The 18872-nt window shown below is 50.6% G+C and carries 14 protein-coding genes; all 14 read left to right on the top strand.

What is annotated here, in order from left to right; translation table 11 throughout:
• Window positions 1-3: 3 nt before the first annotated feature.
• The 14 genes from V8F51_RS15055 (at window position 4) to V8F51_RS14990 (ending at window position 18703) form a co-directional block, all read left to right on the top strand.
• Window positions 4-804 carry a TIM barrel protein gene (locus V8F51_RS15055; RefSeq protein WP_337101106.1) on the top strand — a complete coding sequence of 267 codons (801 nt, stop codon included), beginning with the start codon at window positions 4-6 and terminating at the stop codon, window positions 802-804.
• Between the two features lie 121 nt (window positions 805-925).
• The gene (locus V8F51_RS15050; protein ID WP_337101105.1) at window positions 926-2599 is read left to right on the top strand and encodes an apiosidase-like domain-containing protein; all 1674 of its coding nucleotides are present in this window, start codon (window positions 926-928) and stop codon (window positions 2597-2599) included.
• 247 nt (window positions 2600-2846) lie between these two features.
• Complete coding sequence (locus V8F51_RS15045) at window positions 2847-3884, top strand: SGNH/GDSL hydrolase family protein (RefSeq protein WP_337101104.1); 1038 nt, start codon at window positions 2847-2849, stop codon at window positions 3882-3884.
• A 24-nt stretch (window positions 3885-3908) separates the two neighbouring features.
• Window positions 3909-4715 (top strand): ChbG/HpnK family deacetylase, encoded by an 807-nt coding sequence (locus tag V8F51_RS15040; RefSeq protein ID WP_337101103.1) that lies wholly within the window; start codon window positions 3909-3911, stop codon window positions 4713-4715.
• A gap of 25 nt (window positions 4716-4740) precedes the next feature.
• Window positions 4741-6036: a glycosyl hydrolase family 28 protein gene (locus tag V8F51_RS15035; protein ID WP_337101102.1), complete on the top strand. Its 1296-nt coding sequence runs from the start codon at window positions 4741-4743 to the stop codon at window positions 6034-6036.
• Between the two features lie 128 nt (window positions 6037-6164).
• Window positions 6165-7856, top strand: a complete 1692-nt coding sequence (locus V8F51_RS15030; RefSeq protein WP_337101101.1) for an amylo-alpha-1,6-glucosidase — start codon at window positions 6165-6167, stop codon at window positions 7854-7856.
• A 140-nt stretch (window positions 7857-7996) separates the two neighbouring features.
• Complete coding sequence (locus V8F51_RS15025) at window positions 7997-9745, top strand: cache domain-containing sensor histidine kinase (protein ID WP_337101100.1); 1749 nt, start codon at window positions 7997-7999, stop codon at window positions 9743-9745.
• A complete protein-coding gene (locus V8F51_RS15020; protein ID WP_337101099.1) occupies window positions 9742-11145 on the top strand; it encodes a response regulator transcription factor in 1404 nt (467 codons plus the stop codon). Before V8F51_RS15025 ends, V8F51_RS15020 begins: the two co-directional genes overlap by 4 nt.
• Window positions 11146-11318: 173 nt before the next feature.
• Complete coding sequence (locus V8F51_RS15015) at window positions 11319-13073, top strand: ABC transporter substrate-binding protein (protein WP_442956434.1); 1755 nt, start codon at window positions 11319-11321, stop codon at window positions 13071-13073.
• Between the two features lie 78 nt (window positions 13074-13151).
• Window positions 13152-14051, top strand: coding sequence for an ABC transporter permease (locus tag V8F51_RS15010; RefSeq protein WP_337101097.1), 900 nt, complete (start codon window positions 13152-13154; stop codon window positions 14049-14051).
• A 15-nt stretch (window positions 14052-14066) separates the two neighbouring features.
• Complete coding sequence (locus V8F51_RS15005; RefSeq protein WP_337101096.1) at window positions 14067-14951, top strand: carbohydrate ABC transporter permease; 885 nt, start codon at window positions 14067-14069, stop codon at window positions 14949-14951.
• 34 nt (window positions 14952-14985) lie between these two features.
• Window positions 14986-15777: a sugar phosphate isomerase/epimerase family protein gene (locus V8F51_RS15000; protein ID WP_337101095.1), complete on the top strand. Its 792-nt coding sequence runs from the start codon at window positions 14986-14988 to the stop codon at window positions 15775-15777.
• Between the two features lie 278 nt (window positions 15778-16055).
• Window positions 16056-17813 carry an ABC transporter substrate-binding protein gene (locus V8F51_RS14995; protein ID WP_337101094.1) on the top strand — a complete coding sequence of 586 codons (1758 nt, stop codon included), beginning with the start codon at window positions 16056-16058 and terminating at the stop codon, window positions 17811-17813.
• A gap of 101 nt (window positions 17814-17914) precedes the next feature.
• Complete coding sequence (locus V8F51_RS14990; RefSeq protein WP_337101093.1) at window positions 17915-18703, top strand: helix-turn-helix transcriptional regulator; 789 nt, start codon at window positions 17915-17917, stop codon at window positions 18701-18703.
• The last annotated feature ends 169 nt before the right edge of the window (window positions 18704-18872 follow it).

Below are 18872 nucleotides of genomic sequence, written 5' to 3'. Positions count from 1 at the left end.
AGGATGGAACTTAAATTATTCAAAGCGTTATGGGGAATGGAAGGCGGTTACGAGGAATTGTTCGCTAAAGCCGCGGCGGCTGGTTATGCAGGAATCGAAGCACCTTTGCCTCAGCCTTCTGAAAGCAAGAGCTTTGCGGAAGGGCTGCAGCGTCATGGCCTTGCATATGTCGCGCAAATTTTCACGGAAGGCGATCATCTTGCTTCCTTTGAGCAGTCGGTGGAGCGGGCGGCGGAATTCCGGCCCATCCTGATCGTTTCGCACAGCGCAAGGGACAGCATGACGGAGAACGAACAAGACCGATTCTTCGCAGGCGCTCTTGCCGCCGAGAAACATGCAGGCATACCCGTCGGGCACGAAACGCATCGAAGCAGGGCGATGTTCACTCCGTGGACAACGGCCAGATTGCTAAGGAAATTTCCGGAGCTGCGCATTACGGCAGACTTCAGCCATTGGGTAAACGTTTCCGAATCCTATCTGGAAAATCACGAGGAAGAGATTGCTTTGACTGTTGAACGAACGATTCACATCCACGGCCGAATCGGGTTTCCGCAAGGTCCGCAAGTACCGCATCCGGCCGCGCCGGAATACCGGACCGAGCTTACGCTTTTTACGAAATGGTGGCATAACATGTTTGCTGAGCAGAAACGCCGCAATCAATCATACGCTACCTTTACGGCCGAATTCGGTCCTCCAGGCTATATGCCTACCGAACCTTTCACGAACAAGCCAGTCGTCGATCTATGGGAAGTCAATCAATGGACAACCGACTATATAATGAAGAACTTTAACGAATGGTTCTAATGAGCCTCAATCATGGCGCAGCCCTCAAGCAGCTGCCGACTAGCCGGCTGAGAGAAGACAAGGTGTTAATCATTCGATCCGCATCGAATTCACAATGTGAGGCCATAGAAGGGGAATGCCTATGAGAGTAAATTTCGAAATGAGTGCCGAAGAGGTTGAAACCTATCGTTTTGTAGAAATCATTGCTAGGGTAGAACAACCGTGCTTCGTTAATCCTTACACGGATGCGGAGCTCTTCGGACTTTTCGGGGAAGATAAAGAGCCGTTTACGTTCCAGCACGGTTTGCCTGACGGCCAGCTTGGCACGGCTTCGAATCGGGATGAGTTGATTCCGGTCGACGGATTTTGCGATTCGGCGGATGGCAGCTTATTCCGAATCCGATTCATGCCAACAATCGAAGGTGTCTATACCTACAAAGTCATATTCAAGCACGGAAATCAAAGTTTCAGCAGCGAAGGCAAGTTTACGGCCAACAATATCGGCCGCAAGGGATTGCTAAGAGTCGATTCCGAATTTCCTTCCCACTTCATTTGGGAGAACACGGGGGACCATTTTTTTTACAATGGCATGACGGCTTACCATCTGCTGGGGTTGCGCGACGAAGAGGAAATTAAAAAAGCGTTAGACCGGCTCCATAAACATAAAGTCAATCGCATTCGTATCGCCATGCAGTCCAGCCGTGTACGAAACGGCATGGCATGGTTCGAGCCGGTATATGAAAGCGATGAATTTAAGTTTTTATTTAGTCCATGGGAGGCGGACAGGCTAGAAGATTACGACAATCCCGGATGGGATACAAGCCGTTTTCATTTGCCTTTCTGGAGGAAGCTGGAGAGAGTCCTGTCTTATGCGCTTGAGAAAGAGATGAGCGTCTCGCTAATTATGTATTTGGACGCTTATCGCGAAGGCTGCGATCCATTCGCATCCGGGTTATTCGGGGGGCGGGACGAACAACATTATTTCCGCTACGCGGCAGCCAGATTGTCTGCCTATCCCAACTTGACTTGGGATTTGACCAACGAATACCGATTAATCCGTCCTCGCGAGTGGGTGGAGCGAATGGGATATTTATTGAAATCATGCGACCCGTATCGGCATCTCGTGACTTGTCACGGACACGGCACTTTCGAGTTTCGCGGCTCCGGCTGGGCCGATTTCGCGGTGTACCAAAGCTGGGACGAGCATGGCGGATACGAATACATGCTGCGCAATCGGAATGAGCAGCAAGCAACCGGCCGAATGATTCCGCAAATCAACGAGGAATACGGATACGAGGATCATTACCCGGCAGCATGGGGAGCGGGCAAGTCGTATCCTGCAAGAAGCGCCGACAGACTCCGCCGTACGGCTTGGGAGATCACAATGGCAGGCGGGTATCAGACAAGCGGCGAGTATGCCGGCAACGGACTCGGCGGATGGCTGAACGGCAGGGGCGACGACTCCATGCGATTGCCGGAGGCTTTATCCCATCTTGTTGCATTTTTTGAAGCTATCGAATGGTGGAAGCTCGTTCCGGATCAAACGTTCTTAAATGCCGATACCGGTCAATACGGGTTGGCAGATCCATCAAGATTATACGTCGTATACGCGTGTGACGGCGGCCCAATTGACATGAAACTGCCTGAAGGCAAGTATGAAATCATGATTTATAATCCGGTCGATGGAAGCTCGCGCCATACGCTTCAATATGGCGTTGAATCGGTTAATCAATATGTTGCCTTACAGTGTCCAACTGATGATCAGGATTGGGCTGTTCTTATTCAAGCTTTGCAGCATGGTATTCACTCCGAGTAGAGGATTCTACCAGCGGATTCAGTAACGCAGGACAATAGGTTAAGGCTGACCATTCCGGTCAGCCTTTTTTTTGCACATTCGACTAACGGAACGTCCGAGCGTCTAAAGAAGTAATTCTTTGCTCTAATTGTCCGATTGTCCTACTAAAAACAATCTAATATCCCTCTCTGGCTAGCAACGCAACCCCCTATAATTTGAAAGTGCAAATGAAAAACATCATCGCCATTCGAGGAGAGGGTGACAAAATATGATTCACAACCATGTGTATTTTCATAATGTAGCCGAGCTCCGGACTTCCGGCAACGAAGGCGCGCTGCAGCTATGCCGCATCCCCGAGACGTTGCGTCTTCAGCTCCACGAATTCGCGCTTGACTCGGCTCTTAAGACGGGCGCGGTCGAGCTCCGCTTCCATCTTGTTTCGGACCGCGTGAAGATCAAGCTGCAGGTGCTTAATGCGGAAGCATTAATGGACGGCTTTGCCGTAGCGCAGGTGTATCATGGTACATTCCAAGAAACAGCCCCTCGTATAATGGGAGCGGGCGTGACCGAGATAACGGTAGAGCGTCCATCCGAGCTGGAGCGCATGAATCAAATTGCGGCGGAAGAGGGCCTTGCCTATGCGCCGGATCTTGTCCGCATCTTGCTGCCATATGAGACGCATATCGCCTTTATTGGAATCGAAGGCGAGACGGTGCCGCCGCGAGACGGAAGCATGCCGGAGCGCCGGATGCTTGTATACGGTTCTTCCATTTCTAACGGAGCATCGGCCGTGCGTCCAAGCGGCTTGTACAGCGTGAGAGCTGCCGAGAAGCTTGGAATGGAAGTGAGAAGCCTGGCCCTTGCGGGAGGAGCTATGCTTGATCAGGCGATGGCCGAATATATGGCGGAGCAGACGGACTGGGACATCGCCGTGCTGGAGCTTGGCATCAACATGATTTGGGACGTCAAGGCCGGCCGGCCGGGTTCGCCGGATGAATTCCGCGAGCGCGTCGATGCCTTTATTTCTATCGTGACTGCGGCACATCCGGACAAATGGATTTTCGTAACGGATTTATTCTCCTATAAGGGCGACGTGAAGGATGGCGAGCTTGGATTTGAATTCCGCTCTATCGTTGCTTATAAAGTTGAGCAAATGCGCTTGCCTAGGCTGATCCATATACCGGGCAGAGAGCTGTTGCCCCGCACTTCACTGCTGACATCGGATCTCATACATCCTTCGGAAGAAGGGCAGCTTGTCGTTTCGGACAACCTGGCAAATATCGTGAGCAGGTATATAAAGTCATAAGCGGCATAAGGAGGGAGCGGGAAGATGGCGACGAATGACGACGGTGTTCGGCTGCTGCTGCGCGGAGACGATTTCGGCGGCAGCATGGCTGCGAACGAAGCGATTAGAGAAGCATGCGATTTCGGTTTGTTGCAAAATGTGAGCGTTATGGCTGCCGGTCCTCATGTCGAGGAGGCCGCGAAGCTGCTGGCTCATCGCGATGACATTTGCTTCGGCATGCATATTACGATGAACGCCGAATGGGATCTCGTGAAATGGAAGCCGGTGCTGGTCGCCGGTCAAGTTCCGACTCTTGTCGATGCGAGCGGTTATTTCTGGTCCCATCCTTCCTTAATGGAGGAGAACGGCGTTCTCTTGGAGCAGGTGAAGGCCGAGACGATCGCTCAATACGACAGGCTGAGACAGCTTGGATTTCGTATTGCTTACGTGGATGAGCATATGTTTTTCGGCTATTGGGTAGAAGGCTTTCATGAATGGCTAGCAGAGTGGTGCGACGCGCAAGGGCTCGTTAACTTTCATAGCTGCTTTCAGCCGTTGCCGGAAGGGGAGCCGGACAACCAAGGAGTCGAAAGTTCCGGTGGAATGAATGGGGAGCTCTTGCGGGCTCATATTGCTGCAGTCAAGTCGGCTCCCGCAGGCTTGTACACGGTCATCCTTCATCCTGCGACCGATGGAGAAGAGCTGCGCAGTTTCGGCAATGAGCAGTATAGCGGCGAACGTATTGCCTCCGAGCGGGATGCGGAGCGTAAGCTTCTGACGGATTTACGCCTACGACATTCGTACAACAAGCTTGGCGTTCAATTAATTAGGTACGATCAAGTTCACGGGTAAAGTCCCGGAAAGAGAGGAATTATTTATGAATACGAATTATCATTATCCGAAATCGTATCCGAGATCGCAGGAGCTTCTTGTAAAGGTTAACGGCGTTCATGTAGACGTGCTGCGTACCGCCGTAGCTTACTATGCGCCGGTCTCGTACGAAGGCGAGGCTATCGTGGAGATTGAAGCGAAGCAAATGATCAAGTCCGTCCTTATTAGCCCGATGAAGCTGGGAATAGAAGCGGCCATTGACGGCACCAAGGCAACTTTTAAGCTGGCGACGAACCAGATGCTTCATCTGAAGATGGACGGCGTATCGCTGCCGCTGTTCTTCTATGGCAACAAGCCTGCCGAGTATGACGGGGCTGCAACTTATTATTTTGCCGGCGGTCAGGTATACGAGGTTGGGGAGATTACGCTGCGCGACAACGAATCGGTTTACATCGAGGATGGAGCAGTCGTGAAGGGCAGCATACGCGCAAGCGGAGCTTCGAACATTAAGATTTACGGAACGGGCGTGCTCGACGGCTCCTACTTCCGCGGAACGCGGGACTACCGTACCATATTGCTATACGACTGCAGCAAGGTGACGATTATGGATATCATTATGGTTGAACCGCCTTGCTGGATGATCATGCTTGCCAATTGCCGCAGCGTGCACATCGACGGTCTGAAGCAGATTGGCGAGGTAGTCAGCTCGGACGGGATTGATATTGTAGGCTGCCAAGACGTTTTGGTCGAGAATTGTATTCTTCGCAACAATGATGACTGCGTCGTTATAAAAGCGTTCGATTGGGCAGAAAACGAGAATAGCGAATTGTTGTTCGCCGCGAAAAACGTAACCGGCATCGAAGTTCGCTCCTGCGTATTCGTCAACGGACCGTCAGGCAACGCAATCGAGATCGGCCACGAGCTGACCATTGACGAGGTGAGCGGCGTGAAATTCCATGATATCGACATTGTATCGGTACAGGGCTATGGCGCTGCGCTCAGCATCCACGTCGGAGACCGCGCTACGGTGCGCGATATCCGGTTCGAGAACATTAGGATCGAGCATTATTACGACAAGCTTGTCGATTTCAGAGTTATGAAATCCATGTACAACACGGACGCGGAACGAGGCCAGATTTGCGATATTACGCTCAAGGACATCTTCGTGAATGTATCGCCTTACAATCCGGGGTATTCCATTTCCGTTATTGGCGGTTATGACGCCGAGCATCGTGTGCGCAACGTAACCTTCGACAACTTCCGTCTTGGGGAACGCAAAGTGAAAAGCGCCAATGAGATGGATTTGTTCGTGAAAGAAGCGGAAGGCATCATCTACAAGTAGAATCATTCATTAATCGACTACATTCGAGCGATTTTACTACCTTATGCAAAAGCCGGTTTTCTATACTTGAAGAAGACTGGCTGTTTGGCATGCGCAGGCATGACCAGTTGAAAGGAGAACAGACAACCATGCATTTGGATTTATCCAAAATACCTTTCAGTTTTCCAGGTTCGTATTACACGATTTCGCTTATGTCTGCCTATCAGGACGAGCTTGAAGGCCTTTATATAAGAACATTGCACAAGGATGCATATAGGCAGCGGGTTGCGAGACTCGTGCTGCTCCATGAAGGAAAACCGGTGCCGTTCAAGGAAATATCCGCGCCAGCTAGCGTCTCGCTTCAATCCCCATTCGGGGACGCCATCGTTTGCTTCGGAGATGAAAATACGATTCAATTTTACGGCGAAAAGGTTGGCTTGCGGATTGAATTCATTAGGGGATCCCAAGTCATTGCCTACGGTTCGCAACAATTCGATGTGAATTGCGACGCGCAGAGAGAGCATGTCAGAATGACGACCGTTCAGGGGAAGGCCGTGCTGGATACCGTATGGAACGGAGACAATGCGGAATATGTAGCCGTGGATTATTATCCGGACGACGAATCGCACATCCTGGAGGGCGTGTTAGAGCTGTATCGCGACAGCATCTCTTGGCAGCGCCGAACCTATAGCTCCTTCGCCGAAAGCTTGGCTGCCGCCAATGAACGGTTCGACCGTTATCTTGCATTGACTCCCGATATGCCGGAGCGTTACGCGTCGTCCAGACAGCTAGCGGCTTATCTGAATTGGATGTCGCTCGTGCGGCCTTATGGCCATTTGAAACGGCCGACGATGTACTCTTCCAAGGGAGGGATGAGCGGTATTTGGAGCTGGGACCATTGCTTCCATGCGATGGCCGTCGCGAATATCGATCCGGTCATGGCCTGGAACCAGTGGATGCTCGTGTTCGACCATCAGGACGTAACGGGGGCGTTGCCGGATTCCTTCTCCGAAAGCCATATGATCAGAGGATACGTGAAGCCTCCGATTCATGGATTTGCGCTCAAGTGGCTTATGGAGCATTCGAATTGGCTGACCGCAGAGCATCTGGCGGAGGCATATTCGCCTCTCTCCAGATGGACGGAATGGTGGTTCAACGAGCGCGACAGCGACGAAGACGGCATTCCCGAATATCATAACGGCAATGACAGCGGCTGGGATAACAGCACGGTGTTCTACGACGGCATTCCGCTGGAAAGCCCGGATCTCGCGACCTACTTGATTATTCAAATGGAAGTGCTCTCGGACGTTGCCGCCAGACTCGGAAAGCCGGAAGAGAGCAAGGAATGGCAGCGCAGATCCGCGGAGCTTCTAGATAATATGCTGGCTCACTTTACGGTTAACGGAAGACTTCATGCCGTGCGATCAGGAAGCCACGAGGTTGTAGAGAGCAAGTCGCTGCTGCTGTATCTTCCTTTATTATTAGGAAGCAAATTGCCAGCGGACTTAAGAGCGATTATGATAAAAGAGCTTAAGACAGAAGGGCTGTTCCTGACGCCGAACGGACTGGCGAGCGAGCGTCTCGACAGCAAGCTGTTCGAGGAGGACGGCTACTGGCGCGGACCGATCTGGGCGCCGCCGATGTTCTTATTGTCACACGCACTGAGCGAACTCGGCGAGCATGACTTTGCACAACAATTGGCTATAAGGTTCTGCGACCTTGTCGATCGCAGCGGTATGGCGGAGAACTTCCATGCGCAATCCGGAAGACCGCTTCGAGATCTAGGAATCGTGTGGACGTCCAGTATATTTTTGCTGCTCGGCGGCCGATATTTAAAGTAATGCGCGTTTGCGCAAAGGATGTCTCCTGATTATGTGCGCCGAAGCAATATAGGGTTCATATAGGCTCGAGGCATTCTTTTTATTACATTCGAGGCTGGCCAGGCATTATCATGCAGAAGCTGCGGCAAAGGGGAGTCATCATGCTCGATTGGTTAAAAAAAGTCGTACAAACAAACACGCTGATGTACAGACTGGTGAGCGTCATGATTGCCAATCTCCTCATTCCGATCGTATTAATCGGCAGTATTTCCTTCTACTCGATTTACTCCATTCTCCAGAACAACATCGAGAAGGGCGTTCAGAGCCGAATGAAGGAAATCGAGCATACGATGCAGTCTTCGCTCGACAATCTCGGTTATGCTTCCAGGCAGCTGACGCTCGATGGCGATATCGGCAAGCGGCTTGAGCAGTACATGAATCCGACAATTCCAAACAACCTGAAATACGAGATACAGAGCGACATTCAATCTAGGCTAACGTTAATCAGCTACGCGAATCAAGGACTCGGAGCGATGTATTATTTCATTCCGGAACAAAATATGACCTTATTCGAAACGATGCTGCTCAACAAAGACGTCGACCCGATGCAGTACCCGGCGTTATTCTCGGATCCGCTGACGCAGTACCAAGCGCCGCACCCAAGCATTTATCAATATAGCGACAGTACCGTGTTCTCCATCGTGCAGGAGATGACGGGCAACAAGAATTTGCCTAAGACTTACGTCTATATCGAAACCAACTTCAAGGTCATCGAAGATTTGTTTCCGGAGGATGCCTTCGGGTTCGGTGTCAGTTATTTGATATTGGATCCAAATAATACGATATTATATAGCGATATCGAGGAGACTTACCCTTTGAATTCGCGTCTGAAGCTGTCGGATGCGAAGAGCCAGGTTATCGACGATCACGGAAGAAAGCTGTTCGCCGAGCAGGGGGAAGGCAAATGGTCGATTGTCGCCGTCGTGGACAAAAGCGACTTGAACAACGAAATTATTTCATGGTCGACCCGGTATCTGTTCATCGCGATCGCATCGTTGGCTGTCAGCCTGCTGCTCGCGTGGAGAATGTGGCGATTCATCTACCAGAAATTGAGTCTGTTGAAACTGGAAATCAAGATGACGACGGATTTGCATTTCGACCGGCCTTACGTTCCGATGGACATTAAGGAGTTCGACGAGGTCGTCGATCGCTTCTATCTGATGCGCACGCGAATCCGCGACTTGATCGTCGAGGTCGAGGAGAAGGAGAAAAATAAGCGGAAGCTCGAGGTTCAGAAGCTGAAATATCAGATCAACCCTCACTTCATTCATAACACGCTGAATACGATTCAGTGGATCGCGCGCATGCATAAGCAAGAGGAGATCGTTAATCTCGTCTCCATCTTCTCGCGAATCCTTCATTACAATTTGGGCAAAGAAGGAGAGATTGTCCAAGTGCAGGAGGAGATCGCCGCGCTTAAGGATTATGTCGCGCTGCAGAAGATCAGGTATAACCATCACTTTAGGGTGAACTTCGAAATAAGCGAAGACGCGGAGCAATTGACGATCGTCCGCTTCCTGATCCAGCCGCTCGTGGAGAACGCGATGTATCATGGCCTTATCGAGGACGATGGGCAGATTATGGTTCGCGTAACGAAAGACTCCGAACGATTTTTCGTCATTGAAGTTGAAGATAACGGGCAGGGGATGGACGAGGCGACGATCCATTCGCTGCTGCAAGCAGGCAGCGAGCAACGAAAGAGCGGGATGGGCATCGGGCTTAACTTCGTCAATCATACGATTCGCGAATACTTCGGCGAGCAGTATGCGATTGAAATTGTTAGCCAATTAGGCAAAGGAACATTGATGCGCATTCGTCTGCCTATCATGAACAAGGAGGCGCTCGAATGAGAACGTTAATTGTAGATGACGAGCATTTTGTACGCAAAGGTCTTATATTGACCGTGCCTTGGATGGAGCATGGCTTCGAAATCGTAGGCGAGGCGGAGAATGGCATCAAAGCGTTGAAGCAATTGGAATCGCAACCCATCGATGTCCTAATAACGGATCTCACAATGCCTCAAATGTCGGGCTTTGAGCTGATGAAGGAAGTTCAGCAGCGGTACCCCGACATTTGGATCGTCGTTCTTACTTGCCATCAGGACTTTCAATTCGCCATTGAGGCCATGCAATACGGCGCGATCGATTACTTGGTGAAGACGCAGATCGAAGAGGGCAAGATGGAGGAAGCTCTTGATCGAATTGAGAAGCGGATCAATGAAGCTTCCAAGCGACGACTGCAACCGATCATAGAAGAGAAGGAGCAGCACATACTCGAATTGGTGCTCGTTCCCGCTGCGGCGAACAAACATCCAGAGCAGTTGCGATGGTCGTCGTCCTTAAAGCCTGTATGCATTCCGATGGATCAAGGCTGCTTCCGCTTGACGGAGCATGGGCTGTCCACTTGGCAGCAGCTTCATAAAGTGTGGGAGAGCGAGCGTTATTACGAGGATTGGATTCCTGTCGTGTGCGAATCGAATGATGCGAAGGGAAGTTATCCTTCTAAGGAATGGATCATGCCGATCAAGGAGCAGGTATTTTATGCTTACCGTGCCGATCATCCTTCGCCTGTCATATGGCATACGGTTAACGCGTCGGCAACGAGCAAGGCGTCGAAGGAAAAGGAACAGGCTGCGATGGACAAGATCGGCCGCATGTTCCATTCGCTGCACTGGATCTACGATGCAGGCTTGTTCCATACTTGGACGCAGCTTGTCGAAGAATCGAGGCCTTCTTCCGCGCTGGTCAGCCGAATGGTCGTCCAGTTTCTGAAGGCCATGTCGAATATGAAGGCAGCGCCTCAATGGATTCGCGTTCATCCGCATGCACGGTCCGAAGAGGCAACCTGCTGGCATGAGCTGCTGTCGGCGCTTACGGAACTCAGAGCTTACTTGCAGCAGCGCGAGTTCCCGGAAGAAACGTCAATCGGCATTTACAAGGCTATTTTACTGATCGAGAACGAACTGTCGGAGAACTTGAACCAAGAAAACGTCGCCCAGCGGGTGGCGCTTAGCCGCAGTTACTTCGGACAATGCTTCCGCCCGATCGTCGGCATGTCTTTCCACGAGCTGTTAACCGAGGTGCGCATACGAAAAGCCGAGGAGCTATTGATCGGCACGAACGACTATATTTATTCGGTTGCCGAGCAGGCAGGCTTTCAGGACGAGAAGTATTTCAGCAAAGTATTCAAGCAGCATCGCCAGATGCTTCCGAAGGAGTATCGCGAATTGAACCGCAATTCGCCCACATAGATAGAAATATGAGTGAACGAAGTAGGAATATTGAGCGATAAGCATTTTATGCCCCGTATAACTGCAATCTTTTGTCTACCGCGGTACGCCCGATACTCTGACGGGACAATCCGTTTGCATCGTTATACTAGGAGAAGGATAGCAAACACAACCTAGAAAGGGGCTTAAGCATGTTGAAACAGCGAAAATTATGGTCAGTCGTTCTAGCCTGCAGCATGGCCATCAGTTTTGCGGCTTGCTCGAACAGTCCGAGAGCGAACAACGAGTCGGGAGGGTCGGACAATAACGGAAGCGCGGTCGTGGATACGAACGCCGATCCTATGGCGCCTTACAAGGAGACGGTTGAATATACAGCCGTTCGCAGCATTAACCAAACGCCGAAGCTTCCGGCCGATGAAACGTACGAGAAGAACAGCTTCCAGGATTACGTAGAGCAGACGCTTAACGTTAAAGGCAAGCTGTTATGGACTTCGCCGTCGGACGGCGATCAATACGCGAAGAAGCTGTCGCTCGATATTGCAAGCAATCGAATTGCCGATATGTTCGCTCTTGAGGGACAAAGCATTGTAAGTATGCTTAATACGCTCGTAGAAGGCGATATGATCGAGGATCTGACTCCTTACTTCGAAAAATACGCTTCACAGAAAGTGAAGGATCGTTACGCGGCTAATCCGTATGCTTTCGATACCGTGAACTATGGCGGCAAAATGATGGCCATTCCGTTCGGCATGGAGAAAGAACAGCCGATGCTCGTATGGGTGCGGGAAGACTGGCGCAAGAAACTGAACTTGCCTGAGCCGAAGACGATCGACGATATTCGCGCGATGTCGCTGGCGTTCACGAACAACGATCCGGACGGCAACGGCAAGAAGGATACGTTAGGTCTCGTTGCCCAAAGCAACAGCATGTTCAGCCCTGCATTCGATCTGCACACGCTCGATTCGATCTATTGGTCGCAGAACGCGTTTCCGGCGACATGGATGCAAGGCGAAGACGGCCAAGTGAAATACGGCGGCATCCAGCCGGAAGTGAAGACGACGCTTGGCATCCTGCGCGACATGTATAAGGAAGGGTCGCTGGACAAGGAGTACGGTCTTAAGGATGGCGGCAAAACGACGGAGGACGCAAGCTCCGGTCGAGCGGGCATCGTATTCGAGGCTTGGTACGCGCCTTACTATCCGCTCGGCAACACGCTTTACAACAATCCGAACGCCGACTGGAAAGCTTATCCGCTGCTAAGCGGCGACGGAAAACTGAACGTGGGATCGAATCCGAGTCCGGGCGGCTATATGGTCGTTAAGAAAGGCTTCGAGCATCCCGAACTGCTAATTAAGCTCATTAACCTTTCGACGGAAATGTCCGACAAGACGATTGCCGAGCTGCAGCCGGCGTATGACAAATACCAAACCGCAGGCACGGTTTCCGTCGCGCAGCATCCGCAATATGTCGACCTTGCCGTTATCGATCCGGCCATTATTTATAACCAACAAAAGAAATACAACGATATATTGGCAGGCAAAGCCGATAAGAGCATATTGCTGGCTAATGAAGTGGCTAGCTTGGAACAGATACAAGCAGAGCTTAGCAACCCGCTGGAGAATGTGCTGAAGAGAATTCCATCGCAAGACGATTTGAACGCGGCAATCGGCAATCGCATCGGCTACCTCGCTTACAATAATGCAATGAAGGTCGTTACCGAGAATGAAAGCAATATCGTCGTTACGCCTAACGTGTTCGGCGGACAGACCGCAACGATGATTAAATCGTGGACGGATCTGCAGACGCTTCAGAAGCAAACGTACTTGAAAATCATTTTAGGCTCACAGCCGCTTGATTCCTTCGATGAATTCGTGAAGCAATGGCAAGCGCAAGGCGGCGACGCGGTTACGCAGGAAATCCAGGCTGAGATGGATAAACGCAAATCATAGAACGTACGGGGAAGGGCGCGAACATGGTTGGCGCCCTTTACTAAAAATATAACAATGTACAAGAAACGAGGTGTCTTCATGAGAGGGAAATTCCACAGCGGCAATTATCATTACTTGGCCATGTTGATTCCCGGAATCGCGCTGCTGGCGATGTTCAGCATCGTGCCGATGTTCGGCGTTGTCATGGCGTTTCAGAACTTCAACCCTGGGAAAGGAATGTGGCATTCTCCTTACGTAGGCTTCGAGAACTTTTCTTACATGTTCCATAATGCCGCAAGCTGGCAGGCGATCCGCAATACGCTCATTATTTCTGTTTCCAAAATTATAGCGGGACTCATTGTTCCCGTCGTATTCGCCTTGTTCCTGAACGAAGTCAAAAACATGTTTTTCAAACGATTTGTGCAAACGATCGTCTATTTGCCGCATTTCCTCTCTTGGGTTATCGTAGCCGGCATCATTAAAGATATTTTGGCTTCCAACGGACTCGTGAACGTGCTTCTGATGAAGCTTGGCGTGCAGGATCCGATCCTGTTTCTCGGCAGCAACTTCTGGTTCCGTCCAATCGTCGTGGGCACGGATGTATGGAAGGAGTTCGGCTTCTCGGCTATCGTTTATTTAGCTGCGCTTACAAACATCAATCCATCGCTTTACGAAGCTGCCGATATCGACGGCGCAACCCGGATGCAGAAGATCAGATACATTAGTCTGCCGGGCATACAGACGACCGTCATCCTGCTTGCTACGCTGAGCTTGCAGAGCGTGCTTAACGCCGGATTCGACCAAATCTTCAATCTATACAACCCGGTCGTAGAACCGACGGGCGACATTATCGATACGTACGTCTATCGCGTCGGCTTCGAGCAAGTCAATTACGAGATGGGTACGGCGGTCGGTTTGTTCAAATCAGTGATCAGTTTATTGTTAATCGTTACAGCCTACAAGCTGGCTTCTAAGTTCGCAGGCTATCGCATCTTCTAGAGGGAGGGACAATTCATGACCGCCTCAATTCGAAAGAAAAATACGGCGTTTGATTATACGGTTTGGTTTATGATGATCGTTATTATGGTGCTGTCGGTTTCACCGCTTCTGCATACGTTGTCCGTCTCGCTCAGCGCGCAGGCGAAGGCGGAGGCAGGACTTGTATCGTTGCTTCCTTCCGAAATTACGCTGCAGTCGTACAAAACGATATTCGACGACGGTCAGTTCTTCAAGTCGGCATGGGTATCCGTGCAACGCGTCGTGTATACGACGGGATTAAGCTTTCTCGTAACGGTGCTGCTGGCTTTCCCGCTTTCGCGCGATACGAAGCAGTTCGTGCTTCGCAACCCGTTCATGTGGCTGCTCATCTTCTGCATGCTGTTCAGCGGCGGACTCGTACCGTTCTATATGGTCGTCAACAACATGGGGTTGTTCGACAAAATGTCGGCTCTTGTGCTGCCGTCGGTCGTCAACGTGTTCAATACGATTCTTGTCATCAACTTCTTCCGGAGCATTCCGAAGGAGGTCGAGGAGTCGGCGCATATGGATGGGGCCAACCCGTGGCAGCTGCTGTTCCGCATTTTCCTGCCGTTGTCGCTGCCCGTTCTGGCAACGGTATCCTTGTTCGTCATTGTTGCAACATGGAATGAGTATTTGCACGGTCTTCTGTTCATACGCGATCCGGAGATGATGCCGCTGCAAACGTATTTGCAATCGATCTTCATTAAGATCGACCCGACGCGCATGACGAGCCAGGAGTTCATCGAGGCGAGCCTCGTATCGAACAAAACGCTAAATGCGGCCAAGATTGTCCTCTCGCTGGTGCCGATCGTTGCAATTTATCCGTTCCTGCAACGTTACTTCATACATGGTATTATGATGGGGTCTGTCAAAGAATAATCGAAGTCATAATCGCTGAAAAGGAGATGGATCAATGAAAGTGGCATTCATGACCGCCAATTATGTCGCGGAGGCGTTAGACTATAAGCCGGGACTTGAATGGGGCGTTTATCAAGCTGCGACTTCCCGGAAATTCGGTAACGCCGGGTTTGCTTCCGAATTCGAACGATTGCTGGAACGAATTAAAGAGTTGGATTTTGACGCTATAGAGTTATGGGTTGCACATTTAGATCCTTTTACGGCAACGGCTGAGATGCTTGATGCAGCGAACCGATTATTAAGAAGCTACAAGATGGAAGTCGTGTCCTATACGGCATCGTTCCATATTCCGTATATGCCTATTGAAGATATGAAGCGTGCATTTGAAACGGCGAAGGCGCTAGGCGCACCTGTGCTGGCGAATAGCTTCCATCCATCGAATGCCGCGGCGATCTATGAATTATGCGGGCAATACGACATTCAATACGGCATAGAGAATCACTCGGAAAAGAATGCCCAAGAGGTCATTAACCAATTCAACAGCTGCCGGCCCCGAATCGGCGCTACCCTGGATACGGGATGGTTCGCTACGCAGGGGTATGATCCGATCAGGGCCTTACAGGAGCTGAAGGATTCCATCGTACATGTTCATTTGAAGGATGTGCTGTATGTCGGAGGACATGATTCCTGCGCTTTAGGGCAAGGCATCGTTCCCATTGAAGGCGTGCTGCGTAAGTTGGAGGAAATAGGCTATCAGGGTTATCTAACGATTGAGCATGAGCCGTACGATCATGATCCTGCGGAGGATATACGAGAGAGTTTGGCTTTTGTACGCGGCTTGCTATGAGTTTAATCGGTTATGATGAAGAGAGGATGCGCGCATCCTCTCTTTTCCTTTGTGAAAAGTACGATTATAGTTAGTAGATAATAGTAGTGGGAAAAAGAAGCGAAGCGGATGGAAATATGAGCGAATGAAGGGCGAATAATGAATGAAAATGCTTACAAAGTAAATGCAAGTTCAACCTATTGTCTACCAAGCGGCGTCCGTTCGTCTGACATTGGTTCCGCTGCGCCTTGATACAATGGAATTGTCAGAAGATCATGATTCCAAGGGGGAAAAGAAAGATGAAGAGCAGCAAAAAAGTGATTCCAGTCGTTCTAGCCAGTTGTCTGTTGTTTTCGGTAGCCGCATGTTCTACTAATGGCAATAATGAAAGCGTCACCAACAATGGCTCGAAACCAACCGCAACCGCAGGTGCCGAGCAAGCGCTTGATCCGATGGCGGCTTATAAGGAGACGGTGGAGTATACGGCGGTACGCAGCATTAGCCAAGACCCTAAGTTTCCCGAAGGTGAATCGTATGAGAAAAACAGCTTTCAAGATTATGTAGAGAAGACGCTTAACGTAAAAGGAAAGCTGTCGTGGACGGCGCCGTCGGACGGCGATCAATATGCGAAGAAGCTGTCGCTCGATATTGCGAGCAACCGCATCCCCGATCTGTTCTCGCTGGAGGGTCAAAGCATCGTCAGCATGTTGAATACGCTGGTAGAGGGCGATATGATTGAGGATTTGACGCCTTATTTCGAAAAATACGCTTCGCAGAAAGTGAAGGACCGTTATGCGGAAAATCCTTATGCGTTCGATACCGTTTACTTCGGCGGTAAAATGATGGCGATTCCATACGGCATGGAGAAGGAGCAGCCGATGCTCGTATGGGTTCGCGAAGATTGGCGCAAAAAGCTAAACCTGCCGGAACCGAAGACGATCGACGATATTCGCGCGATGTCGCTGGCGTTCACGAACGATGATCCGGACGGCAACGGGAAGAAGGATACGCTAGGTCTAGTAGCGCAAAGCAACAGTATGTTCAGCCCGTCATTCGACCTTCACACGCTCGATTCGATTTACTGGTCGCAAAATGCGTTCCCGGCAACCTGGATGCAGAATGAGGACGGCACGGTGAAATACGGCGGAATCCAGCCGGAAGCGAAGGAAGCGCTTGCTATTTTGCGCGATATGTATAAGGAAGGTTCGCTTGACAAGGAGTATGGACTCAAGGACGGCGGCAAAACGACCGAGGATGCGAGCTCCGGCCGCGCAGGCATCGTTTTCGAAGCATGGTATGCGCCGTATTATCCGCTTGGCAACACGATCTACAACAATCCGAACGCGGATTGGAAAGCGTATCCGCTGCTTAGCGACGAAGGCAAGCTGAATATCGGCTCCAACCCGAGCCCCGGCGGTTACCTGGTTGTGAAGAAAGGCTTCGAGCATCCGGAACTGCTTATTCAATTAATTAACTTGTCGACGGAGTTCGGCGATAAGACAATCGAAGAGTTGGCACCGGTCTACGAGAAGTATCAAACGGCCGGTACCGTATCTGTCGCAAGCCATGCGCAATATGTTGACCTAGGCGTGATCGATCCGGCGCTGATTTACAAGCAGCAGAAGAAATACAATGACATTCTTGCCGGCAAAGCGGACAAGAGCATTCTGGGAACGACCGAAGTGTCCGGACTGGAGCAAATCGAAGCCGAGATGAATAATCCATTGGAAAATATTTTGAAGAACAACCCTTCGAAGGATGATTTGAACGCGGCGATTTCGAATCGCATCGGTTATCTTGCATACAATGTCGCGATGAGAGTCGTGACGGATAACGAGAGCAACAGCGTTGTCGTCCCTAACGTGTACGGCGGGCAAACGGCAACGATGATCAAATCTTGGACAGACCTGCAGACGCTGCAGAAGCAAGCCTATCTGAAGATTATTCTGGGGGCGCAGCCGATCGACTCCTTTGACGACTTCGTCAAGCAATGGAAGGAACAAGGCGGCGACACGATTGTGCAAGAGGTCCAAGCTGAAGTAGACAAACGGAAATAAAGTGATGTAGGAACTGCTGTTAAATCGGAAAGAGGCGCAAACGAGTTTGCGTCTCTTTCTGCTTCTAGAAAGTCATTAAATCAAGGGAGGAAGTAATATCAGTGAATAACGAAAGAGGAAGAGTGCCAATCATCCAGTCGGGGCTGTTTTCGCTTCAGGTTGCAGCTGATTTTCATCGATTGGGATTCGATGGGAAAAACGAAAAGATTATTTCTACTAATGTGAGAGGACCGCTCGAGGCGCTGTACCGGCCGCCGCTCCTCAATCACTTGTTGGAGACGGGGCAGTGGACCGCCGTATCGGAGCGGCTGGACGATATATTCGCCGAGCTGGAGGCAAAATGGACGTGGTCGCAGGAGTATGGGCATGAGGTGTATTGCGTGCTGCACAGTTCGTTCTATTATTACGCGCATAAGAATGGGGAGCAGCTCAGCGAGCTGGTAGGCGTAAATTCGGGAAGGACGGCCGATGATTCGCTAGCGCTCCAGCTTGGAGCTTTGCGCAAATGGGCTTACGAGGTTGTTCGACAGTTGAAAGCAAGCAGCAAGGACGAAGCCAGAAATTCGCGCCTTAAGCTAGTGGACAAAATTCACCGTTATATTCAGTCGAACCTCGATCAAGATATTTCGCTGCAATTGCTGACCGATCATCTCGGCTTGCATCCCGCTTATATATCAAAGATTTATAAGCTGGAGACAGGAATCGGCATAAGCGAGTACATCGTCAACTACCGGATGGAGTTGGCATCGCGCCTGCTCAAGGAAAACGACGACAAAATTTATGAAATCGCCGCCCGGCTCGGGTATCTGACCACTCATTACTTCATTAAATTGTTCAAAAAGCATTTCGGAATGACGCCGCAGGAATACCGCGAGCGCGCCAGCACCTGACAAATCAGATATGTGTTATGCAAATGAAAAGTGTTGTATATAGAGCGGACAATGCTTGTGCTACTGTAGGTACTGAGCAACCGGGTTAAGGCAGACGAGAAAAAGGGTTGATTGAAATTCAACGAGAGGAGAGAGCAGCTCGATAAGAAAAGCATATCGTCGAACATCA

Origin of the sequence: Paenibacillus sp. YIM B09110, assembly GCF_037167145.1 — a bacterium.
Classification (GTDB): domain Bacteria; phylum Bacillota; class Bacilli; order Paenibacillales; family Paenibacillaceae; genus Pristimantibacillus.
Note: the sequence above shows the minus strand (reverse complement) of the source record. Positions and strands in the feature narration are given on the sequence as shown.